17 protein-coding genes are annotated in these 14,709 nt (G+C 72.1%); 8 read left to right on the forward strand and 9 right to left on the reverse strand.

The features are described from left to right. The first annotated feature begins 9 nt into the window (after positions 1-9). Positions 10-222 (forward strand): DUF4287 domain-containing protein, encoded by a 213-nt coding sequence (locus QFZ76_RS05215; protein ID WP_307672577.1) that lies wholly within the window; start codon positions 10-12, stop codon positions 220-222. 36 nt (positions 223-258) lie between these two features. Beyond that, a complete protein-coding gene (locus tag QFZ76_RS05220; RefSeq protein WP_307672578.1) occupies positions 259-2,535 on the forward strand; it encodes an FUSC family protein in 2,277 nt (758 codons plus the stop codon). A 16-nt stretch (positions 2,536-2,551) separates the two neighbouring features. On the opposite strand, the gene QFZ76_RS05225 is transcribed toward QFZ76_RS05220, so the two are convergent. The 5 genes from QFZ76_RS05225 to QFZ76_RS05245 all read right to left on the reverse strand — a co-directional run bounded on the left by QFZ76_RS05225 (position 2,552) and on the right by QFZ76_RS05245 (position 5,769). Continuing rightward, positions 2,552-2,983, reverse strand: coding sequence for a hypothetical protein (locus tag QFZ76_RS05225; protein ID WP_307672579.1), 432 nt, complete (start codon positions 2,981-2,983; stop codon positions 2,552-2,554). Positions 2,984-3,050: 67 nt separating this feature from the next. Beyond that, on the reverse strand, positions 3,051-3,884 hold the full coding sequence (locus tag QFZ76_RS05230) for a DUF1206 domain-containing protein (RefSeq protein WP_307672580.1): 834 nt from the start codon (positions 3,882-3,884) through the stop codon (positions 3,051-3,053). Positions 3,885-4,038: 154 nt separating this feature from the next. Continuing rightward, positions 4,039-4,266, reverse strand: a complete 228-nt coding sequence (locus QFZ76_RS05235) for a DUF5133 domain-containing protein (protein ID WP_307672581.1) — start codon at positions 4,264-4,266, stop codon at positions 4,039-4,041. Between the two features lie 20 nt (positions 4,267-4,286). Next, complete coding sequence (locus QFZ76_RS05240; protein ID WP_307672582.1) at positions 4,287-5,144, reverse strand: SigB/SigF/SigG family RNA polymerase sigma factor; 858 nt, start codon at positions 5,142-5,144, stop codon at positions 4,287-4,289. A gap of 178 nt (positions 5,145-5,322) precedes the next feature. Then, positions 5,323-5,769 (reverse strand): ATP-binding protein, encoded by a 447-nt coding sequence (locus tag QFZ76_RS05245; RefSeq protein ID WP_307672583.1) that lies wholly within the window; start codon positions 5,767-5,769, stop codon positions 5,323-5,325. Between the two features lie 256 nt (positions 5,770-6,025). Here QFZ76_RS05245 and QFZ76_RS05250 point away from each other — a divergent pair, with 256 nt between their 5' ends. The 3 genes from QFZ76_RS05250 to QFZ76_RS05260 all read left to right on the forward strand — a co-directional run bounded on the left by QFZ76_RS05250 (position 6,026) and on the right by QFZ76_RS05260 (position 8,540). Beyond that, positions 6,026-6,247, forward strand: coding sequence for a hypothetical protein (locus QFZ76_RS05250; protein WP_307672584.1), 222 nt, complete (start codon positions 6,026-6,028; stop codon positions 6,245-6,247). Between the two features lie 50 nt (positions 6,248-6,297). Beyond that, a complete protein-coding gene (locus QFZ76_RS05255) occupies positions 6,298-7,776 on the forward strand; it encodes an aminotransferase class I/II-fold pyridoxal phosphate-dependent enzyme (protein ID WP_307672585.1) in 1,479 nt (492 codons plus the stop codon). 308 nt (positions 7,777-8,084) lie between these two features. Next, a complete protein-coding gene (locus QFZ76_RS05260) occupies positions 8,085-8,540 on the forward strand; it encodes a cyclic nucleotide-binding domain-containing protein (protein WP_307672586.1) in 456 nt (151 codons plus the stop codon). A 195-nt stretch (positions 8,541-8,735) separates the two neighbouring features. Here QFZ76_RS05260 and QFZ76_RS05265 read toward each other — a convergent pair whose 3' ends face one another. Both QFZ76_RS05265 and QFZ76_RS05270 read right to left on the reverse strand, forming a co-directional pair. Then, the gene (locus tag QFZ76_RS05265; RefSeq protein WP_307672587.1) at positions 8,736-10,058 is read right to left on the reverse strand and encodes an MFS transporter; all 1,323 of its coding nucleotides are present in this window, start codon (positions 10,056-10,058) and stop codon (positions 8,736-8,738) included. An 87-nt stretch (positions 10,059-10,145) separates the two neighbouring features. Continuing rightward, a complete protein-coding gene (locus QFZ76_RS05270; protein WP_307672588.1) occupies positions 10,146-10,760 on the reverse strand; it encodes a LysE/ArgO family amino acid transporter in 615 nt (204 codons plus the stop codon). A gap of 69 nt (positions 10,761-10,829) precedes the next feature. On the opposite strand from QFZ76_RS05270, the gene QFZ76_RS05275 reads away from it, so the two are divergent. Beyond that, positions 10,830-11,729 (forward strand): LysR family transcriptional regulator ArgP, encoded by a 900-nt coding sequence (locus QFZ76_RS05275; protein WP_307679933.1) that lies wholly within the window; start codon positions 10,830-10,832, stop codon positions 11,727-11,729. A gap of 7 nt (positions 11,730-11,736) precedes the next feature. Here QFZ76_RS05275 and QFZ76_RS05280 read toward each other — a convergent pair whose 3' ends face one another. Further along, the gene (locus QFZ76_RS05280; RefSeq protein WP_307672589.1) at positions 11,737-12,438 is read right to left on the reverse strand and encodes a TetR/AcrR family transcriptional regulator; all 702 of its coding nucleotides are present in this window, start codon (positions 12,436-12,438) and stop codon (positions 11,737-11,739) included. A 109-nt stretch (positions 12,439-12,547) separates the two neighbouring features. On the opposite strand from QFZ76_RS05280, the gene QFZ76_RS05285 reads away from it, so the two are divergent. Both QFZ76_RS05285 and QFZ76_RS05290 read left to right on the forward strand, forming a co-directional pair. After that, positions 12,548-13,768, forward strand: coding sequence for a saccharopine dehydrogenase family protein (locus tag QFZ76_RS05285; protein ID WP_307672590.1), 1,221 nt, complete (start codon positions 12,548-12,550; stop codon positions 13,766-13,768). Between the two features lie 128 nt (positions 13,769-13,896). After that, positions 13,897-14,148: a WhiB family transcriptional regulator gene (locus QFZ76_RS05290; RefSeq protein WP_266445947.1), complete on the forward strand. Its 252-nt coding sequence runs from the start codon at positions 13,897-13,899 to the stop codon at positions 14,146-14,148. Between the two features lie 40 nt (positions 14,149-14,188). Here QFZ76_RS05290 and QFZ76_RS05295 read toward each other — a convergent pair whose 3' ends face one another. Beyond that, positions 14,189-14,638, reverse strand: coding sequence for a DUF6098 family protein (locus QFZ76_RS05295; RefSeq protein ID WP_307672591.1), 450 nt, complete (start codon positions 14,636-14,638; stop codon positions 14,189-14,191). Positions 14,639-14,709: the final 71 nt, after the last annotated feature.

Below are 14,709 nucleotides of genomic sequence, written 5' to 3' on the forward strand. Positions count from 1 at the left end.
GCAACCGCCATGGCCGAGAATGTGAAGGGCCCCGCGAGCTACTTCCCCTCGATCGAGAAGAAATACGGCCGGCCGATCGCCGAGTGGCAGGAACTCATCCGTTCCTCGCCGCTGACCCGGCACATGGAGCTGGTCACCTGGCTGAAGACGGAGCACGGCCTCGGCCACGGCCATGCCAACGCCCTCGTGGCGTACACCCTGGCCGAGACCCGGGACCGGTGAGGCCCGCCCCGCCGTGGCATGCTGATGCCGGAGATCATGACGGGACACGGGAGTGAGTACGGCGGCGTGAGGGCAGCGGGACGATCGGTGCGGGCACGACTGCGGGACGGCATCGCCGCGTCCGATCCCGGTCTGCTGAGACTGACCGCCGGTCTGCGGACCGTGGGCGCGATCGCGCTGACGCTGGCCGTCCTCAGTTTTCTCGACGTCGACGTCACGCATCTGGTCGCTGGGGCCATGGCGGCGATGGTCGCCACCTTCGCGATCCGCGAGAAGCAGCGCGGGCAGCAGGCCGTCACGCTCGCGCTGGGGCTGCCGGTGGCGCTGACGTCGGTGACGCTGGGCGCGCTCCTCAGCTCCCGTGTGGTGGCCGGCGACCTCTTCTTCGTCGCGCTCATCTTCTTCGCCGTCTACGGGCGCCGGTTCGGCGACCGCGGCACCGCGCTCGGCCTGATCGGGTTCCAGGTCTACTTCCTGTCCCTGTTCGTCGGCGCCACCGTCTCGGGACTGCCCGAGTTGTACGGCGCCATCGTCGTCGCCTTCCTCAGCAGCGCGCTGGTGCGGTTCGTGCTCGTGCCCGAGACGCCCGCGCACATTCTTCAGCGGCTGCGCGAGGCCTTCCGCGCGAGGCTGGCCCAGCTGGTGTCGGCGCAGCTCGACCTGCTCGACGCCGGGCCGGACGAGGTGGAGAAGGCGCTGGAGGACGTGCGCAGCGGCACCGCCCGCCTGAACGAGACGGCGATGATGATCCAGGGGCGGCTGGAGGACGGCACGTCCGACGAGGCCGCGGCCCGCCTCGTGCAGCGCCGTATCGCGGACGCCGAGATCGCCGCCGAGCGGCTGGGCCTGTTGCTGCTGACCGCGCGCAGCGCCGAGCGGGCGACCACCCTGACCCTGCATCTGCCCGGCGCCCCCGTCCCGGCGGGAGGTCATCTGCCCGTGCGGGACGAGGCGAGTGCCACCTTGCGCCGCGATCTGGACGCGCTGCGCATGCTCGTGCTGCGGCCCGTCACCGGGGAGTCCGGCACGGCCGTGTCCCATGTCCGCAACCGGCTGCTCGGGTACCGCGACGAGGAGAACCTGCCGCCCGCCTCACCCGCCGTCCAGGACGTCTTCCGAGGCATCGGCGAGGCCTCCCGGGCGGTCCTGGGCCTGCGGATCGCCCTGGACGGGCCTCAGGACGACTCGGACGACACCCCGGCGACGGCCCGTTCGCGCGAGGAGCTCGACGCCGAGGACGCCGCCATCGACGCCGGCGAGGACGACACCGGCGACGAGGAGCAGACCGGGCTGCGGCGGCCGACCACACGGGCCGCCGTGCAGGTCGCCGTGGGCTCGTCGCTCGCGATCGTCGGCGGGGAGTTCCTCTCCAGCCACCGCTGGTACTGGGCGGTGCTGACCTGCTGGATCGTGTTCCTCAACACCGCGTCCACGGGCGAGATCCTGGTCAAGGGCTACCGGCGGCTGCTGGGCACGGTGTTCGGGGTGGTGGCCGGGATCGTGCTGGCCGCGCTGGTCGGGCAGCACACCTGGACCGCGTTCGCGCTGGTGCTGCTGTGCGTGTTCGCGATGTTCTACACGGCACCCTTGTCGTACACCCTGATGTCCTTCTTCGTCACCGCGGCGCTGGGCGTGCTCTACACCCTCCTGCACACCTACAGCGCCTCGGTGCTGTTGCTGCGCGTGGCGGAGACGGCGCTCGGCGCGGCCTGCGGGATCGTCGCGGCGGCGTTCGTGCTGCCGGTGCACACGGACCGCCGTACGAACGAACTGCTGGTCACCGTCCTGGACCGGCTCGCGGACGTCACCGAAGGGGCGGTGGACCAGCTCAGCGGCGGTCCGCCGGTCGAACTGCTGGACAAGGCGCGCGACCTGGACCAGGCCCTGGCCGACCTGCGCGCCGCGACCCAGCCGCTCACCCACCCGGTCACGCCGCTGCGGGCCCGCCGGGACACCGCCCGCTATGTCGTCGCGCTGCTCGAGACCTGCGCGTACCACGCGCGTTCGCTGGCGGCGACGGCCGAACTGCTGCCCACCCACCCCTCGATCGCGGCGGACCCGAGGCTGCGCCGGGCCGGGCGGCGGATCCAGCACAACATCGGGGCGGTCGCCGCGCACGTCGCCGATGAGCGGGCCGCCGTCGAGATCGAGACCGGCCCGAGCATCGCCTCGCTCCTGGAGCCGGACGTCCCGGGCACACCCCGGTACGGCCGGGTCACCGACCGCGTGCTTCGGCATCTGCAACGCCTGGACGAGTCGGTGGCCGGGCTGGCCCGGCCGCTGGGCATGCCGGTGCCGGCACCCCGGCGGTGACAGCGGGGCGCTCGCCTCAGATGTCCGTCGGCAGGTCGCTCACTTCGGCGATGCCGCGCAGTTCGTCGTTCATCCGCTGTCGTTCGCGGATGTAGTCGGCGATCTCGCCGAGGCGCACGGGGTCGGAGGCGGTGGCCGCGTCGGTGACGACCCGGACCGGGCCGGTGTCCTCAACGTGCAGTTCGACCACCTCGTTGTCCAGTCGGCCCGTGACGGCGGTGGCGATGACCAGCGCCGCCTCGTCGCGGACCTCCTGGGGCAGCCCCTCGGCATGCGTCTCGTCGAGGGCGAAGTCGAGTGCCGGCAGGCGTTCTTCCTCGATCGCCCGCAGAACCGGTTCGACCACGCTGAGCAGGAGACGGTAGTCCTCCGTCTCCATGCGAACGCGCAGCAGGTCGAGGTAGACGTCCACGGGCCGGCCGTCGGGCGGGAGCTCGGGTTCGTTCATCTGGTCCGTCTTCCCCGTGTGACGGATCTCAGACGCGATCCCGGCTCCCGGAACCCTGCGCCGCCTCTCAGACCCGGCGCCAGCGGGCCATCGCGAGGGAGAACAGCCCGAAGAGCACGAGGCCGGCCGCGACGCAGACCAGCAGCCACGGCCCGAGCGGAGTGTCGGCGAACGAGCGGAGGGTGTCGTCGAGGCCCTTGGCTTTGTCGGGTTCGTAGTCGACGGCCGCGCGCACGGCGAAGGCACCCGCCACGGCGAACACCGCTCCGCGCGCCACGCCGCCGGCCACGCCCGTGACGTCGACCAGTCGCCGGGTGCGCAGCGACATCTGGCCGAGCCTGAGCTTGTCGTGGTACTTGCGCAGCGCCGCCCGCGCGGCGATCCACACGCCGGCGACGGTGATCGCGGCGCCCGCCCCGCCGACCAGCCACTGCCCGGCGGGGACCTCAAGCAGCCGCGCGGTGACGTCCTTGGACTGCTCGTCGCTGGAGCCGCTGCCGCCCGAGCCCGCGGCGAAGGACAGCACGGAGTAGGCGACGAAGGTGTAGAAGGCGCACCGCACGGCCGACAGCAGTCGTTTCCTCGCCTTACGGCCGTCCGGCCCGACCGAGCCGAAAAGGACCTCGGACAGCCGCCACAGGGCCATACCGACGAGGCCGATGCCGAGCGCCCACAGCAGTGCCGCGCCGAACGGCTGGTCGGCGAGTTCGGCGAGGGCGCCGCCGCGGTCGGCCTGACGCCGGCCGTCGCCGAAGGCGATCTGCAGGGCCAGGACTCCGACCAGCAGGTAGATCACTCCCCGCGCTGTCAGTCCGGCCCGCGCGGCCCCTTCACGTGCCGACCCGTTCGCTACCCGGCGGGCTTCCATCCGGGGGGTTCGCGCCGTGGCACTCGTGTTCATGTCGACCTCCTGGAATCCGAATGCCCTGGTCCCGGACGAGCACACCCCGGCGAGCGGGGCGGGCTGTGCCACGGCGCGGGCGGCTCGGCGTCGCGCCGTGGCGACGCCCGGTACGGCGGCGCAGACGCGTCAGGAGATCGCCATGCGGGCCCCGTCACTCGGCCAGCGGCGCGGACCCGGACTCCGGCACCGCCCTCAGCAGGCGGTGTGCCGTGTCCAGTGCCAGTCGCACGTCACGCGTGCCGGTCGACACACAGAGCGTGTAGGCGAGGTCGAGGGAGCGCGGGCTCGGTGCGTCCGGGCCGCGCGCGGTCTCCTCGGCCCGGAGCGACTCGTACTGCTCGACGAGTCGGCGCAGGAACTCCGGATGGGGCCTCAGCATCCGTCTCGCTCCCTTCACGCTCACCGTGCCCGGCCGCCGGGGCCGCCCCGGTTCGCCCGCTGGCCCAGCACCTCGTCGCGCACCCGCGCACAGCTGCGGCTGATCAGCCGGGAGACGTGCATCTGGGAGATGCCGAGCCGGTCGGCGATACGGCTTTGGGTCATGTCCTCGAAGAAGCGCATGTAGAGGATGGCCCGCTCACGCTCGGGCAGTCGGCGCAGCCCCTCCTTGGCCGACTCGCGGTCGACGACGACGTCGTAGGACGCGTCGGACGAGCCGAGTGTGTCGGCGAGGCTGTAGCCGTCGTCACCGGCGGAGAGCTCGGCGTCCAGCGACAGGGTGCTGAAGCTTTCGAGCGCCTCCATGCCCGCGGCGACCTCCTCCTCGGTCAGACCGGTGTGGGCGGCGATGTCGGCGGCCGACGGCTCGGGGGAACCCGGGTTCTGGGTCAGCTCGCGCCGGGCCACCCGCACCTTGTTGCGCAGTTCCTGCACCCTGCGGGGCACCCGCAGCGCCCACATCCGGTCCCGGAAGTGACGCTTGACCTCGCCGGTGATGGTCGGCACGGCATAGCTCTCGAAGGCGCCCCGCTCCGGCTCGAACCGGTCGATCGCCTTCACCAGGCCGAGCGCCGCCACCTGCCGGAGGTCCTCGACGGACTCCCCTCGGTCGCGGAACCGGCCGGCGATCCGGTGGGCCATGGGCAGCCAGGCGGTGACGAGTTCGTCGCGGAGGGCGTCCCGCTCGGGGCCGTCGTCCAGGGCGGCCAGTCGGGTGAACAGGGCGGTCGTGTCGGGGGCGTCGTCGTGCCTACGCCGGGTGGTAGTGGTCTGCCGAGCGGGCGTGCCGGGACGGCTTGTCGACATATCGATGAGCATGCGGAATCGCTCCTGAACGTCGTTTCAGGTGGTTACCGCGGGAGGTGAAGGCGCTGCCCGGATGACCGGGAAGGGCCCCGGGGCAGCCATACCGCTCCCGCTGGCGCGCCTCCGGTCCGAAGCACGATTCTGCGTCTGCCCTGCCCCCCTGGGTGCAAACTCCGGTTCCGAAAAGTCTTCAGGACAGGGGCACCACGGCGGTGATGCACTTCCCGCCCGCGGGCAGGTCGGTGACCCGGACGTCGCGGGACAGCCGGCAGACGATCGGCCAGCCGTGGCCGCCGACGCGCCGTCGGCCGTACCGGTCCACCGGCGGGTCGACCACCGGCAGTTCGTCGCTGCGGTCACTCACCGACACGCGGACGCCGGGCCCCACGATGTCCACGTGGAAGTCGGTGATGCCGCCGCCGTGCAGGATCGCGTTGGTGGTGAGTTCCGAGGCGACGAGCAGGGCGTCAGAGAGGGCGTTCGCGTCGCACGGGGTGTGGTCGGCACGGCAGCGTTCGGTCACGGCCCGTTCGACCGCCCGGCGGGCGTCGGCCGGTTTGCACAGCCTTGGCTGCCCGCGCCGGTCCGCGGCGAACGACGACTGGAGGACGTATTCGGTCCTGTGCTCCTCGCACATCCCTGTGCTCCCTGAATCGCTGAAGAAGAGAACCGCGCCCGGTGCCGGCCGCGGCGATCGCGGCCGGGCGCGGACACCTCACAGGCCCCCGCGGACAGACGGCCGGACTGCCCCGGCTGCGAGCGGCTCCTGTGTCACGCTGCGTGAGCTTCCGCAGGTCTCTCCTCTTCGGCTGACCCTTCCCCGGCGTGCCAAACCTCTCGTGCCGGGCGGGAACCCGTGCCATCCCTGCGCCTGAAGCGGGTACGCGGATGCCATGACCGATGTGGTGGACTCAGACGAACTGCTGCGACGTATCCAACGCGCCCGGGCCTGTGCGGCCGAGGAGGAACGGACCTGGCGTACCCGCAGCGACGACCTTCGCCGGGCGGACCCGGACGGGGCTCGTGACGCGGGCGTACGAACGCTGGCGTTCGAGGCCGTGGTCACGGTGCTGGACGAGATCCTGACGCCGGGCAGGCACAGCGCGCAGGAGTGACGGGCACAGTCGGCGGATTGGCGGGCGCCCGGTCCGGGAACCCGTCGTCCATGGCTGCCGATCACACCCGCGCACCGGTTCTGGAAGCCCTGGCCGACTATCACCGCCAGGGCCGGATGTCGTTCGCGCCGCCGGGTCACAAGCAGGCCCGGGGCGCCGATCCCGCGGTGCGGGAGGTACTCGGTGACGCGGTGTTCCTCGGTGACGTACTGGCGTCGGGCGGGCTGGACGACCGGCTCACCCGGGGCCGGGTGCTGGAGCGGGCCCAGGAGTTGATGGCCGACGCCGTCCATGCCGACCACACCTTCTTCACCACGTGCGGGAGTTCGCTGTCCGTCAAGGCGGCGATGCTGGCTGTCGCGGGCCCGCACGAGAAGCTGCTGATCGGGCGGGACGCCCACAAGTCCGTGGTGTCGGGGCTGATCCTCTCCGGCATCGAGCCGGTCTGGATCGAACCCCGGTGGGACGCCGAGCGTCATCTGGCGCATCCGCCGTCCACCGCGGACTTCGAGCAGGCCTTCGAGGCGCATCCGGACGCGAAGGGCGCGCTGATCACCAGCCCGACGCCGTACGGTGCCTGCGCGGACCTGAGCGCGGTCGCCGAGGTCTGTCACCGCCGCTCGGTCCCGCTGATCGTGGACGAGGCGTGGGGCGCGCATCTGCCCTTCCATCCGGTTCTGCCGTCCTGGGCCATGGACGCGGGCGCCGACATCTGCGTGACCAGCATCCACAAGATGGGCAGCGGTCTGGAGCAGGGTTCGGTCTTCCATCTGCAGGGGGATCTGGTCCCGGCCGACCTGTTGCAGATGCGCGCCGATCTGCTGGGCACCACCAGCCCGTCGGTGCTGCTGTACGCGGGGCTCGACGGCTGGCGGCGGCAGATGGCACTGCACGGCGAGGAACTGCTGGGCGCCGCACTGGATCTCGCCGCCGAGGTGCGGACCGCCGTCGAGGCGATCGACGGGATGCACGTCAATGACCGCGACGACTACTGCGGCGCGGGGATGGCCTACGACCTGGACCCGCTGCCCGGCATCATCGACGTCGACGCGCTCGGGATCACCGGGTACCAGGCCGCGGACTGGCTGCGGGAGCACCGGAGCATCGACATGCATCTGACGGACCACCGTCGTATCGGCGCGCAGATCACGCACGCCGACGACCGGGAGACGGCCGGCCAACTGCTCGCCGCGCTCAAGGACCTGGCCGAGGCCGCGCCGGAACTCCACCCGGGGCCCCGGGTGGAGGTGCCCTTGCCGTCCGAACTCCGGATGACCCAGGCATGCCTGCCCCGGGACGCCTTCTTCGGTCCCGCGGAGAAGGTGGCGGTGTCGGAGGCCGCCGGGCGGATCGCGGCGGAGATGATCACGCCGTATCCGCCGGGTATCCCCGCCGTACTGCCGGGTGAGCGCCTGACGGAGCCCGTGCTGCGGTACCTGCTCACCGGCCTGGAGGCGGGCATGAACCTGCCGGATGCCACCGACGCCGGGTTGGAGACGATCAGAGTCGCCACGCGGGTCGCTGAGTAACGATTGAGTGAAACAGGTCACGTGACCCGGATCCGGTTTCGCGCTACCCCCACGTATGGTTTACCGTTCATTCATAGTGGCTACGGAGTCGACCACAGCGTCCTCCCTGTGCCACCCCTGAACTGCCCTGGCTGGCCTCCCCCGTCCAGCCAGGGCTTTTTCTTGCCCTCGGCACCCCTTCGCGCTCATGGCTCCCGGACGCCCCGCGATCGATTCTTCCGTCCGCCGAGGTGCCCGGGGCGGCGGCAGCCGCTGAAATGGGCGTAGGGAAAAAACCGGAATCCATCGCCGGCGAGGAGCCCCGCGTCATGACCAAAGCGATCAAACTGCTCACCGCCCTTCCGTCGCCCCAGCGCCAGCGGCTGATGTCGCTCGCCCGGGAGGTCTCCTTCCCGGAGGACGCCCGGATCTTCGAGGCGGGCGGCACGGCCGACCGCTTCTGGGTCATCCGCTCCGGCGCCGTCTCCCTCACCCAGCAGGTGACCGCCCACCGGCGGGTGACCGTCGCCGGGCTCGGCGCGGGCGACCTGCTCGGCTGGTCCTGGCTGTTCCCGCCGTACCGGTGGGACTTCGGCGCGGAGGCCTTCAGCCCGGTGCGCGCCCACGAGTTCGACGCGGCGGCGGTACTCGGGCTGTGCGAGGAGGACGCGCAGCTCGGCATGATCCTGGTGCGGTCCGTCGCCGAGATCCTCGCGCACCGGCTGGAGACGACCCGGGGCAAGCTCATGGAGCAGTACACGACGGGCCGGCGGAGCGTGCTGTAGGGCCTGTCCGGCGGATCAGGCCGCAGGAAATCGGCGGCGCCTCATCAACGCAGGTGAGCGGGGTCTGGTGCGTCCAGCTGCAAGGCGGAGGAGGGCGTCGACGCGATGGGGGAGTCGACAACTGACGACAACGCCGCAGATGGGCGTGCCAGACCCCGCGTCTGCGGCATGGTCCGCCGGACAGGCCCTAGGACATCAGACCCGGTAGCGACGCAGCGCCGGCACCGCGAGGGCCAGGCTCAGCATCACGACCACCACCAGGATCCCGCCGCCCGCCACCGCCGTACGGGCGCCGAAGGCCGAGCCCGCCGAACCGTGCAGGACGTCGGCGAGGCGGGGTCCGCCCGCGACCACCACTGTGAAGACGCCCTGCATACGGCCGCGCATCTCGTCGGTGGCGGCGGACAGCAGGATCGCCCCGCGGAAGACCATCGAGACCATGTCGGCGACCCCGGCCAGGGCGAGGAACACCACGGCGAGCCACAGGCTGTCGCTGAGGCCGAAGCCGGTGATGGCGGCGCCCCAGGCGACGACCGCGCCGATGACCATCCAGCCGTGCCGGCGGGCCCGGGAGAACGTGCCGGAGAACAGTCCGCCGAGCACCGCGCCGATGGGGATCGCCGCGAAGAGGAGACCGAGGGCGAGCCCCTCGCCGTAGGGGGCGTATGTCTGGGAGGAGAGCTGCGGGAACAGGGCGCGGGGCATGCCGAAGACCATCGCGATGATGTCGGCGAGGAAGGACAGCAGCAGCACCTTGTGCAGGGAGATGTAGCGGAAGCCGGCCGCGATCTCCCGCACGCCCGCGCGGCGCGGCGCGGTGCCGGCGAGGGGCGGCAGCGAGGGCAGCCGGTGGACCGCCCACACCGTGACGCACAGGGCGAGGGCGTCGATGAGGTACAGCTCGGGCAGGCCGATGACGGGGATGAGGACGCCGGCGAGCAGTGGGCCGACCACCTGGCCGGTCTGCATGACCGTCGAGCCCAGGGCGTTCGCGGCGGCCAGTTCCTGCTCGGGGACCAGTCGGGCGATGGAGGCGTTGCGGGCGGGGGCGTTCAGGCCCCAGAAGGCCTGCTGCACGGCGAGCAGGAGCATCAGGACGACCACCGATTCCAGCCCGGTGACGGCCTGGAGCCAGAACAGCACCGAGGTCACGGCTATGCCGCTGTTGGTGATCAGGAGCAGCTTGCGGCGGTCCATGCTGTCGGCGATCGCTCCGCCCCACAGGGCGAACACGATCAGGGGCAGCAGCCCCGCGAGACTGGCGGCGCCGACCCAGGCCGAGGAGCCGGTGATGTCGTACACCTGCTTGGGCACGGCGACCGCGGTGAGCTGGCTGCCGACGGCGGTGACGATCGTCGAGGACCACAGCCGGCGGTAGGCCGGCCGGTGCAGCGGGCGGGTGTCCATGGCCCAGCGGCGCCGGCCGCGCCGGGTCCGCTTCCCCTCGTCCGCGGCCGGTGTCTGTGGTTCGCTGCTGCTCTCGCTGGTGTCCACGGGCTTCCTGGTTGTTCGATACATCTTTCGGACCAGGGATCACTATGGCAGCACCGGCCGGGCGTTCGGGATCCGCATGCTCAGCTTCCGCCGGCAGGCGTTTGGGACCTCTCAGGCTCCGGCGACGAGCATCAGGCCCATGGTGATCATGGTCGCGGCGACCAGGCCGTCCAGCACCCGCCAGGCGGCCGGCCGGGCCAGGAACCGGCCGAGCAGCCGGGCCCCGAAGCCGAGCGCGGTGAACCAGCACAGGCTGGCGAGGATCGCGCCGAGCCCGAAGGTCCAGCGCTGGGTGCCGCGGTCGGCGGCGACGGAGCCGAGCAGGAACACGGTGTCGAGGTAGACGTGCGGGTTGAGCCAGGTCATCGCCAGACAGGTGAGCACCGCCCGCCGGACCGACCCCGCCGCCTCCCCCTCGGTGTGCAGGGCGCCGCCCGGCCTGAGGACCCGGCGGGCGGCGAGGGCGCCGTAGCCGAGCAGGAAGGCGCCACCGATCCAGCCGACCGCGGTCAGCGCGCCCGGCCAGGCCACCACCACGGCGCCGACGCCGCCGACGCCCAGGGCGATGAGCAGGGCGTCGGACAGGGCGCAGATCCCGACGACGGCGAGGACCGCGTGGCGGCGGACCCCCTGACGCAGGACGAAGGCGTTCTGGGCGCCGATGGCGACGATGAGCGAGAGGCCGGTGCCGAAGCCGGCGGCCGCGGCGCTGAGGGAGGCGGTCATGACGTCGACGCTAGGGAAGCGATGACCGGGAGTACAGCTAAAGATTCTTACGTATCATTAGCTGTCGTGATGATGACCGCACTCCCGCTGGACCAGGTCCGGACGCTGCTCTCGGTGGTCGACGAGGGCACCTTCGACGCGGCGGCCGCCGCCCTGCATGTGACGCCGTCGGCGGTGAGCCAGCGGGTGAAGGCGCTGGAGCAGCGCACGGGGCGGGTGCTGCTGGTGCGCACCAAGCCGGTGCGGCCGACGGAGTCCGGTGAGGTCGTGGTGCGCTTCGCCCGGCAGCTGGCCCGGCTGGAGCGGGACGCGCGGGCCGAGCTCGGCATGCGCGGGGAGGGCGAGCCGACCCGGGTGTCGGTCGCGGTGAACGCGGACTCCCTGTCCACGTGGTTCCTGGGAGCGCTCACCCGCGTCCCGCAGGAGCCGCCGCTCTGCTTCGAGCTGCGCCGCGAGGACGAGACCCGCACCGCGGCGCTGCTGCGGGAGGGCCTGGTGATGGCCGCGGTGACCTCGTCGCCGGATGCCGTGGCGGGCTGTTCCGTGCGGGCACTGGGGCGGATGCGGTACCTCGCGGCGGCGAGCCCGGCGTTCGCCGCGAGACACCTCGGCGGGCCGCTGCGGGAGGCCCTCGCCCAGGCACCCGTGATGGCCTTCGACCGGAGCGACGACCTCCAGGACGCCTTCGTCCGGCGGCTGCGGCGGGGCCGGGGCGGGGCGAGTCCCGTACGGCACTCGATGCCGACCTCGGAGGGGTTCCTGGACGCCGTCACGGCCGGGCTGGGCTGGGGCCTGGTGCCCGAGGTGCAGGCGGACCGGCTGCTGCGCGAGGGCCGCCTGCTCTCCCTGGCGCCGGACCGCCCGGTCGACGTACCGCTGTACTGGCAGCAGTGGAAGCTGGACTCGCCCGCGCTGGCCGCCGTGGCCGATGCGGTCGCGGCGACCGCTGCGGAGGCACTGCGCGGCTAGGGGAGCCCTAGTGCTCCTGGAGCTGAGCCTGCGCGCTGTCCAGCAGCATCTCCAGCGCCGTCGGATAGGCGCTGGTGACCATGCGGGTGGCCAGGAGCGGGGCGGCCTCGGCGATGCGCGGGTGGGTGGTGCGGGGCAGGCGGGCGTACGTGGAGCGCCACATGTCCTCGTCGGCGTGGAGCGAGTCGCTCGGCAGGGCGAGCGAGGCGGCGTCGAGGGCGGCGAAGGCCAGGGTCTGGTCGATGAAGGCGTGGTAGATGCGCACGGTGTCCGGCAAGGGGAATCCGGCGGTGCGCAGGACGCCCAGGACGGCCTCGTCGACGGCCAGTTCGTTCGGGCGGCCGGTGACCCGGCTCGTGGTCAGCAGGGCGGCCTGAGGGTGGGAGACGTACGCGGCGTGGATGCGCAGTCCGACGGCGCGCAGGTCCGCCCGCCACTCCCCCGTCGGCCGCCAGCCCCTCAGCGCCTGGCCGATGAGCGCGTCGCCGATGGCGAGCGTCAGGTCGTCCATGCCGCGGAAGTACCGGTAGAGCGTGGACGGGTCGGCGTCCAGGGCGAGGCCGAGACGGCGGGCGGTGAGGCCCGCGCTGCCGTGTTCGCGCAGCATGCGCAGCGCGGTCTCGACGATGAGCCGCTCGGACAGCACGGTGCCGCTCTTGGTGGGCCGGCGCCGCCGCCGCTTCTCCTCGGGGACCACTGGTTTCGGCACGACCGTCTCCCTCCGGACCTTATGCCAACGCCATTGACCTTATGTGAGGAGGCGGCGTTGTATCTGCCCCGGGCCCGCCCGACCGAGTGTCGACCGAGGGAGTTCTGTCATGCGTGTACTGCTCGTGGGAGCCGGTGGTGTGGGCACCGCCATCACCCGGATCGCGGCCCGCCGGCCGTTCTTCGACACGATGGTGGTCGCCGACCACGACCCGGCCCGGGCCGAGGCGGCCGTCGCGGCCCTCGGCGACGACGGCGGCCGGTTCCTGGCCGAGCGCGTGGACGCCCGTGACGAGGCGGCCGTGGCGGCGCTGCTGGAGCGGCACGGCTGCGACGCCCTCCTCAACGCCACCGACCCCCGCTTCGTGATGCCACTGTTCCGGGCGGCACGCACCGCCGACGCCACCTACCTGGACATGGCGATGTCACTGTCCCGACCGCACGCCGAACGTCCGTACGGGGAGTGCGGGGTGAAGCTCGGCGACGAGCAGTTCGCGCAGGCGGAGGAGTGGGAGAAGGCGGGGGTGCTGGCTCTGGTCGGCATGGGGGTCGAGCCGGGGTTGTCGGACGTCTTCGCCCGGTACGCGGCCGACGAACTCTTCGACGAGATCGAGGAGATCGGCATCCGCGACGGAGCGAATCTGACGGTCGACGGTTACGACTTCGCACCCTCCTTCAGCATCTGGACCACCATCGAGGAATGCCTCAACCCGCCGGTCGTCTACGAGGCCGACCGGGGCTGGTTCACCACGGAACCCTTCAGCGAGCCCGAGGTGTTCGACTTCCCCGAGGGCATCGGGCCGGTGGAGTGCGTGAACGTGGAGCACGAGGAGGTGCTGCTCGTGCCACGCTGGATCGGCGCGCGCCGCGTCACCTTCAAGTACGGCCTGGGCCGGGAGTTCATCGAGACCCTCAGGACCCTGCACCTGCTGGGCCTGGACCGTACCGGCCCGGTGACCGTGCCCAGCGCCGCCGGGCCGGTCGCCGTCTCGCCGCGGGACGTCGTCGCCGCCTGTCTGCCGGACCCGGCGACGCTGGGTGAGCGGATGCACGGCAAGACCTGCGCGGGCACCTGGGTGCGGGGCGTCAAGGACGGGGCGCCGCGCGAGGTGTACCTGTACCACGTGGTCGACAACCAGTGGTCCATGGCGGAGTACGGCTGCCAGGCGGTGGTGTGGCAGACCGCCGTCAACCCGGTCGTCGCCCTCGAACTCCTCGCCGGCGGCGCCTGGTCCGGCGCGGGCGTCCTCGGCCCGGAGGCGTTCCCGGCCCGCCCCTTCCTGGATCTGCTGACCGACTACGGCTCGCCGTGGGGCGTGCGCGAGCAATAACCGCTCCCCGGCCGCGTCCTTTCCGTGTCCCACAGGACTCGGTTGTTTCACCCACGCATCGACAGGTGACCCGGAAACGAGTAAAGCATCCCCGAGGGCACACGACTTTCGATCGCAGGTGACATTTCATGGACAACTGGCGAGACCACGCCGCGTGCCGCCACGAGGACCCCGATCTCTTCTTCCCGATCGGCAACACCGGCCCGGCGCTGGTGCAGCAGGAGCAGGCGAAGGCCGTCTGCCGCCGCTGCCCGGTGCAGGAGCAGTGCCTGCGGTGGGCGCTGGACTCCGGGCAGACCCTCGGCGTCTGGGGCGGTACGAGCGAGAACGAACGCCGTGCGCTGAGGAGGCGTGCGGGCTCCCGGCGGAACTCCGGGTGACGCGGGACGGGCGAACACGGGACGGGTGAACAGGGCCGCGTCAGCGGCCGGGGCGGCGCAGTGGACCCCAGGCGTTGTCCTGGCGGTCCACTGTGTCGCGTGCCTCGTCGATCGTGCGGGCGTCGAGCCGGCACATCGGCCGGACGTCCGCGACCAGCGGCTCGTTGTCGGGTCCTCGGCTCGTCTCCCGGCCCCTGAGGACCCAGGGGTACACCCCGGGGCCCTTCTCGTGCGGCAGATGGGAGTAGTCGTACAGGCGGCGGGCGACCCACACCTCCACGGGCCGGTCGTCCCACCAGTCCTCGACGTCGAGCGGGTTCGCCGACAGCCCCGACATGCGGACGCCCGTCAGGTCGTCGGTGCTGGAGGCGTCGGCGAGATCGGCTTCGGGGCCCTGGGACCAGCGGACGTAGAGGCCGTGGTGCCGCTCGACCATGTCGGCGAGTTCGGCGAGCGTCCGTACCACTGGCAGGTCGTCCGCTGTGCTCATGTTCCTGACCTCCCTCTTTGCCGTCGCGGTGACGGAGTACCCCGCTCGGCGGGAGCGGAATCGGACCGATC

Origin of the sequence: Streptomyces sp. V4I2 (genome assembly GCF_030817655.1) — a bacterium.
In the GTDB taxonomy this organism is placed as follows: domain Bacteria; phylum Actinomycetota; class Actinomycetes; order Streptomycetales; family Streptomycetaceae; genus Streptomyces; species Streptomyces plumbiresistens.

What these genes read in the sequence shown, in the direction of transcription:
- QFZ76_RS05270 (WP_307672588.1), bottom strand. Translation starts at nt 10,760, where the DNA reads ATGACCGCCTCCCTCAGCGCCGCGGCCGCCGGCTTCGGCACCGGCCTC.
- QFZ76_RS05285 (WP_307672590.1), top strand. Translation starts at nt 12,548, where the DNA reads ATGCGTGTACTGCTCGTGGGAGCCGGTGGTGTGGGCACCGCCATCACC.
- QFZ76_RS05215 (WP_307672577.1), top strand. Translation starts at nt 10, where the DNA reads ATGGCCGAGAATGTGAAGGGCCCCGCGAGCTACTTCCCCTCGATCGAG.
- QFZ76_RS05295 (WP_307672591.1), bottom strand. Translation starts at nt 14,638, where the DNA reads ATGAGCACAGCGGACGACCTGCCAGTGGTACGGACGCTCGCCGAACTC.
- QFZ76_RS05250 (WP_307672584.1), top strand. Translation starts at nt 6,026, where the DNA reads ATGACCGATGTGGTGGACTCAGACGAACTGCTGCGACGTATCCAACGC.
- QFZ76_RS05260 (WP_307672586.1), top strand. Translation starts at nt 8,085, where the DNA reads ATGACCAAAGCGATCAAACTGCTCACCGCCCTTCCGTCGCCCCAGCGC.
- QFZ76_RS05225 (WP_307672579.1), bottom strand. Translation starts at nt 2,983, where the DNA reads ATGAACGAACCCGAGCTCCCGCCCGACGGCCGGCCCGTGGACGTCTAC.
- QFZ76_RS05220 (WP_307672578.1), top strand. Translation starts at nt 259, where the DNA reads ATGACGGGACACGGGAGTGAGTACGGCGGCGTGAGGGCAGCGGGACGA.
- QFZ76_RS05265 (WP_307672587.1), bottom strand. Translation starts at nt 10,058, where the DNA reads ATGTATCGAACAACCAGGAAGCCCGTGGACACCAGCGAGAGCAGCAGC.
- QFZ76_RS05255 (WP_307672585.1), top strand. Translation starts at nt 6,298, where the DNA reads ATGGCTGCCGATCACACCCGCGCACCGGTTCTGGAAGCCCTGGCCGAC.
- QFZ76_RS05230 (WP_307672580.1), bottom strand. Translation starts at nt 3,884, where the DNA reads ATGAACACGAGTGCCACGGCGCGAACCCCCCGGATGGAAGCCCGCCGG.
- QFZ76_RS05235 (WP_307672581.1), bottom strand. Translation starts at nt 4,266, where the DNA reads ATGCTGAGGCCCCATCCGGAGTTCCTGCGCCGACTCGTCGAGCAGTAC.
- QFZ76_RS05275 (WP_307679933.1), top strand. Translation starts at nt 10,830, where the DNA reads ATGATGACCGCACTCCCGCTGGACCAGGTCCGGACGCTGCTCTCGGTG.
- QFZ76_RS05290 (WP_266445947.1), top strand. Translation starts at nt 13,897, where the DNA reads ATGGACAACTGGCGAGACCACGCCGCGTGCCGCCACGAGGACCCCGAT.
- QFZ76_RS05245 (WP_307672583.1), bottom strand. Translation starts at nt 5,769, where the DNA reads ATGTGCGAGGAGCACAGGACCGAATACGTCCTCCAGTCGTCGTTCGCC.
- QFZ76_RS05240 (WP_307672582.1), bottom strand. Translation starts at nt 5,144, where the DNA reads ATGCTCATCGATATGTCGACAAGCCGTCCCGGCACGCCCGCTCGGCAG.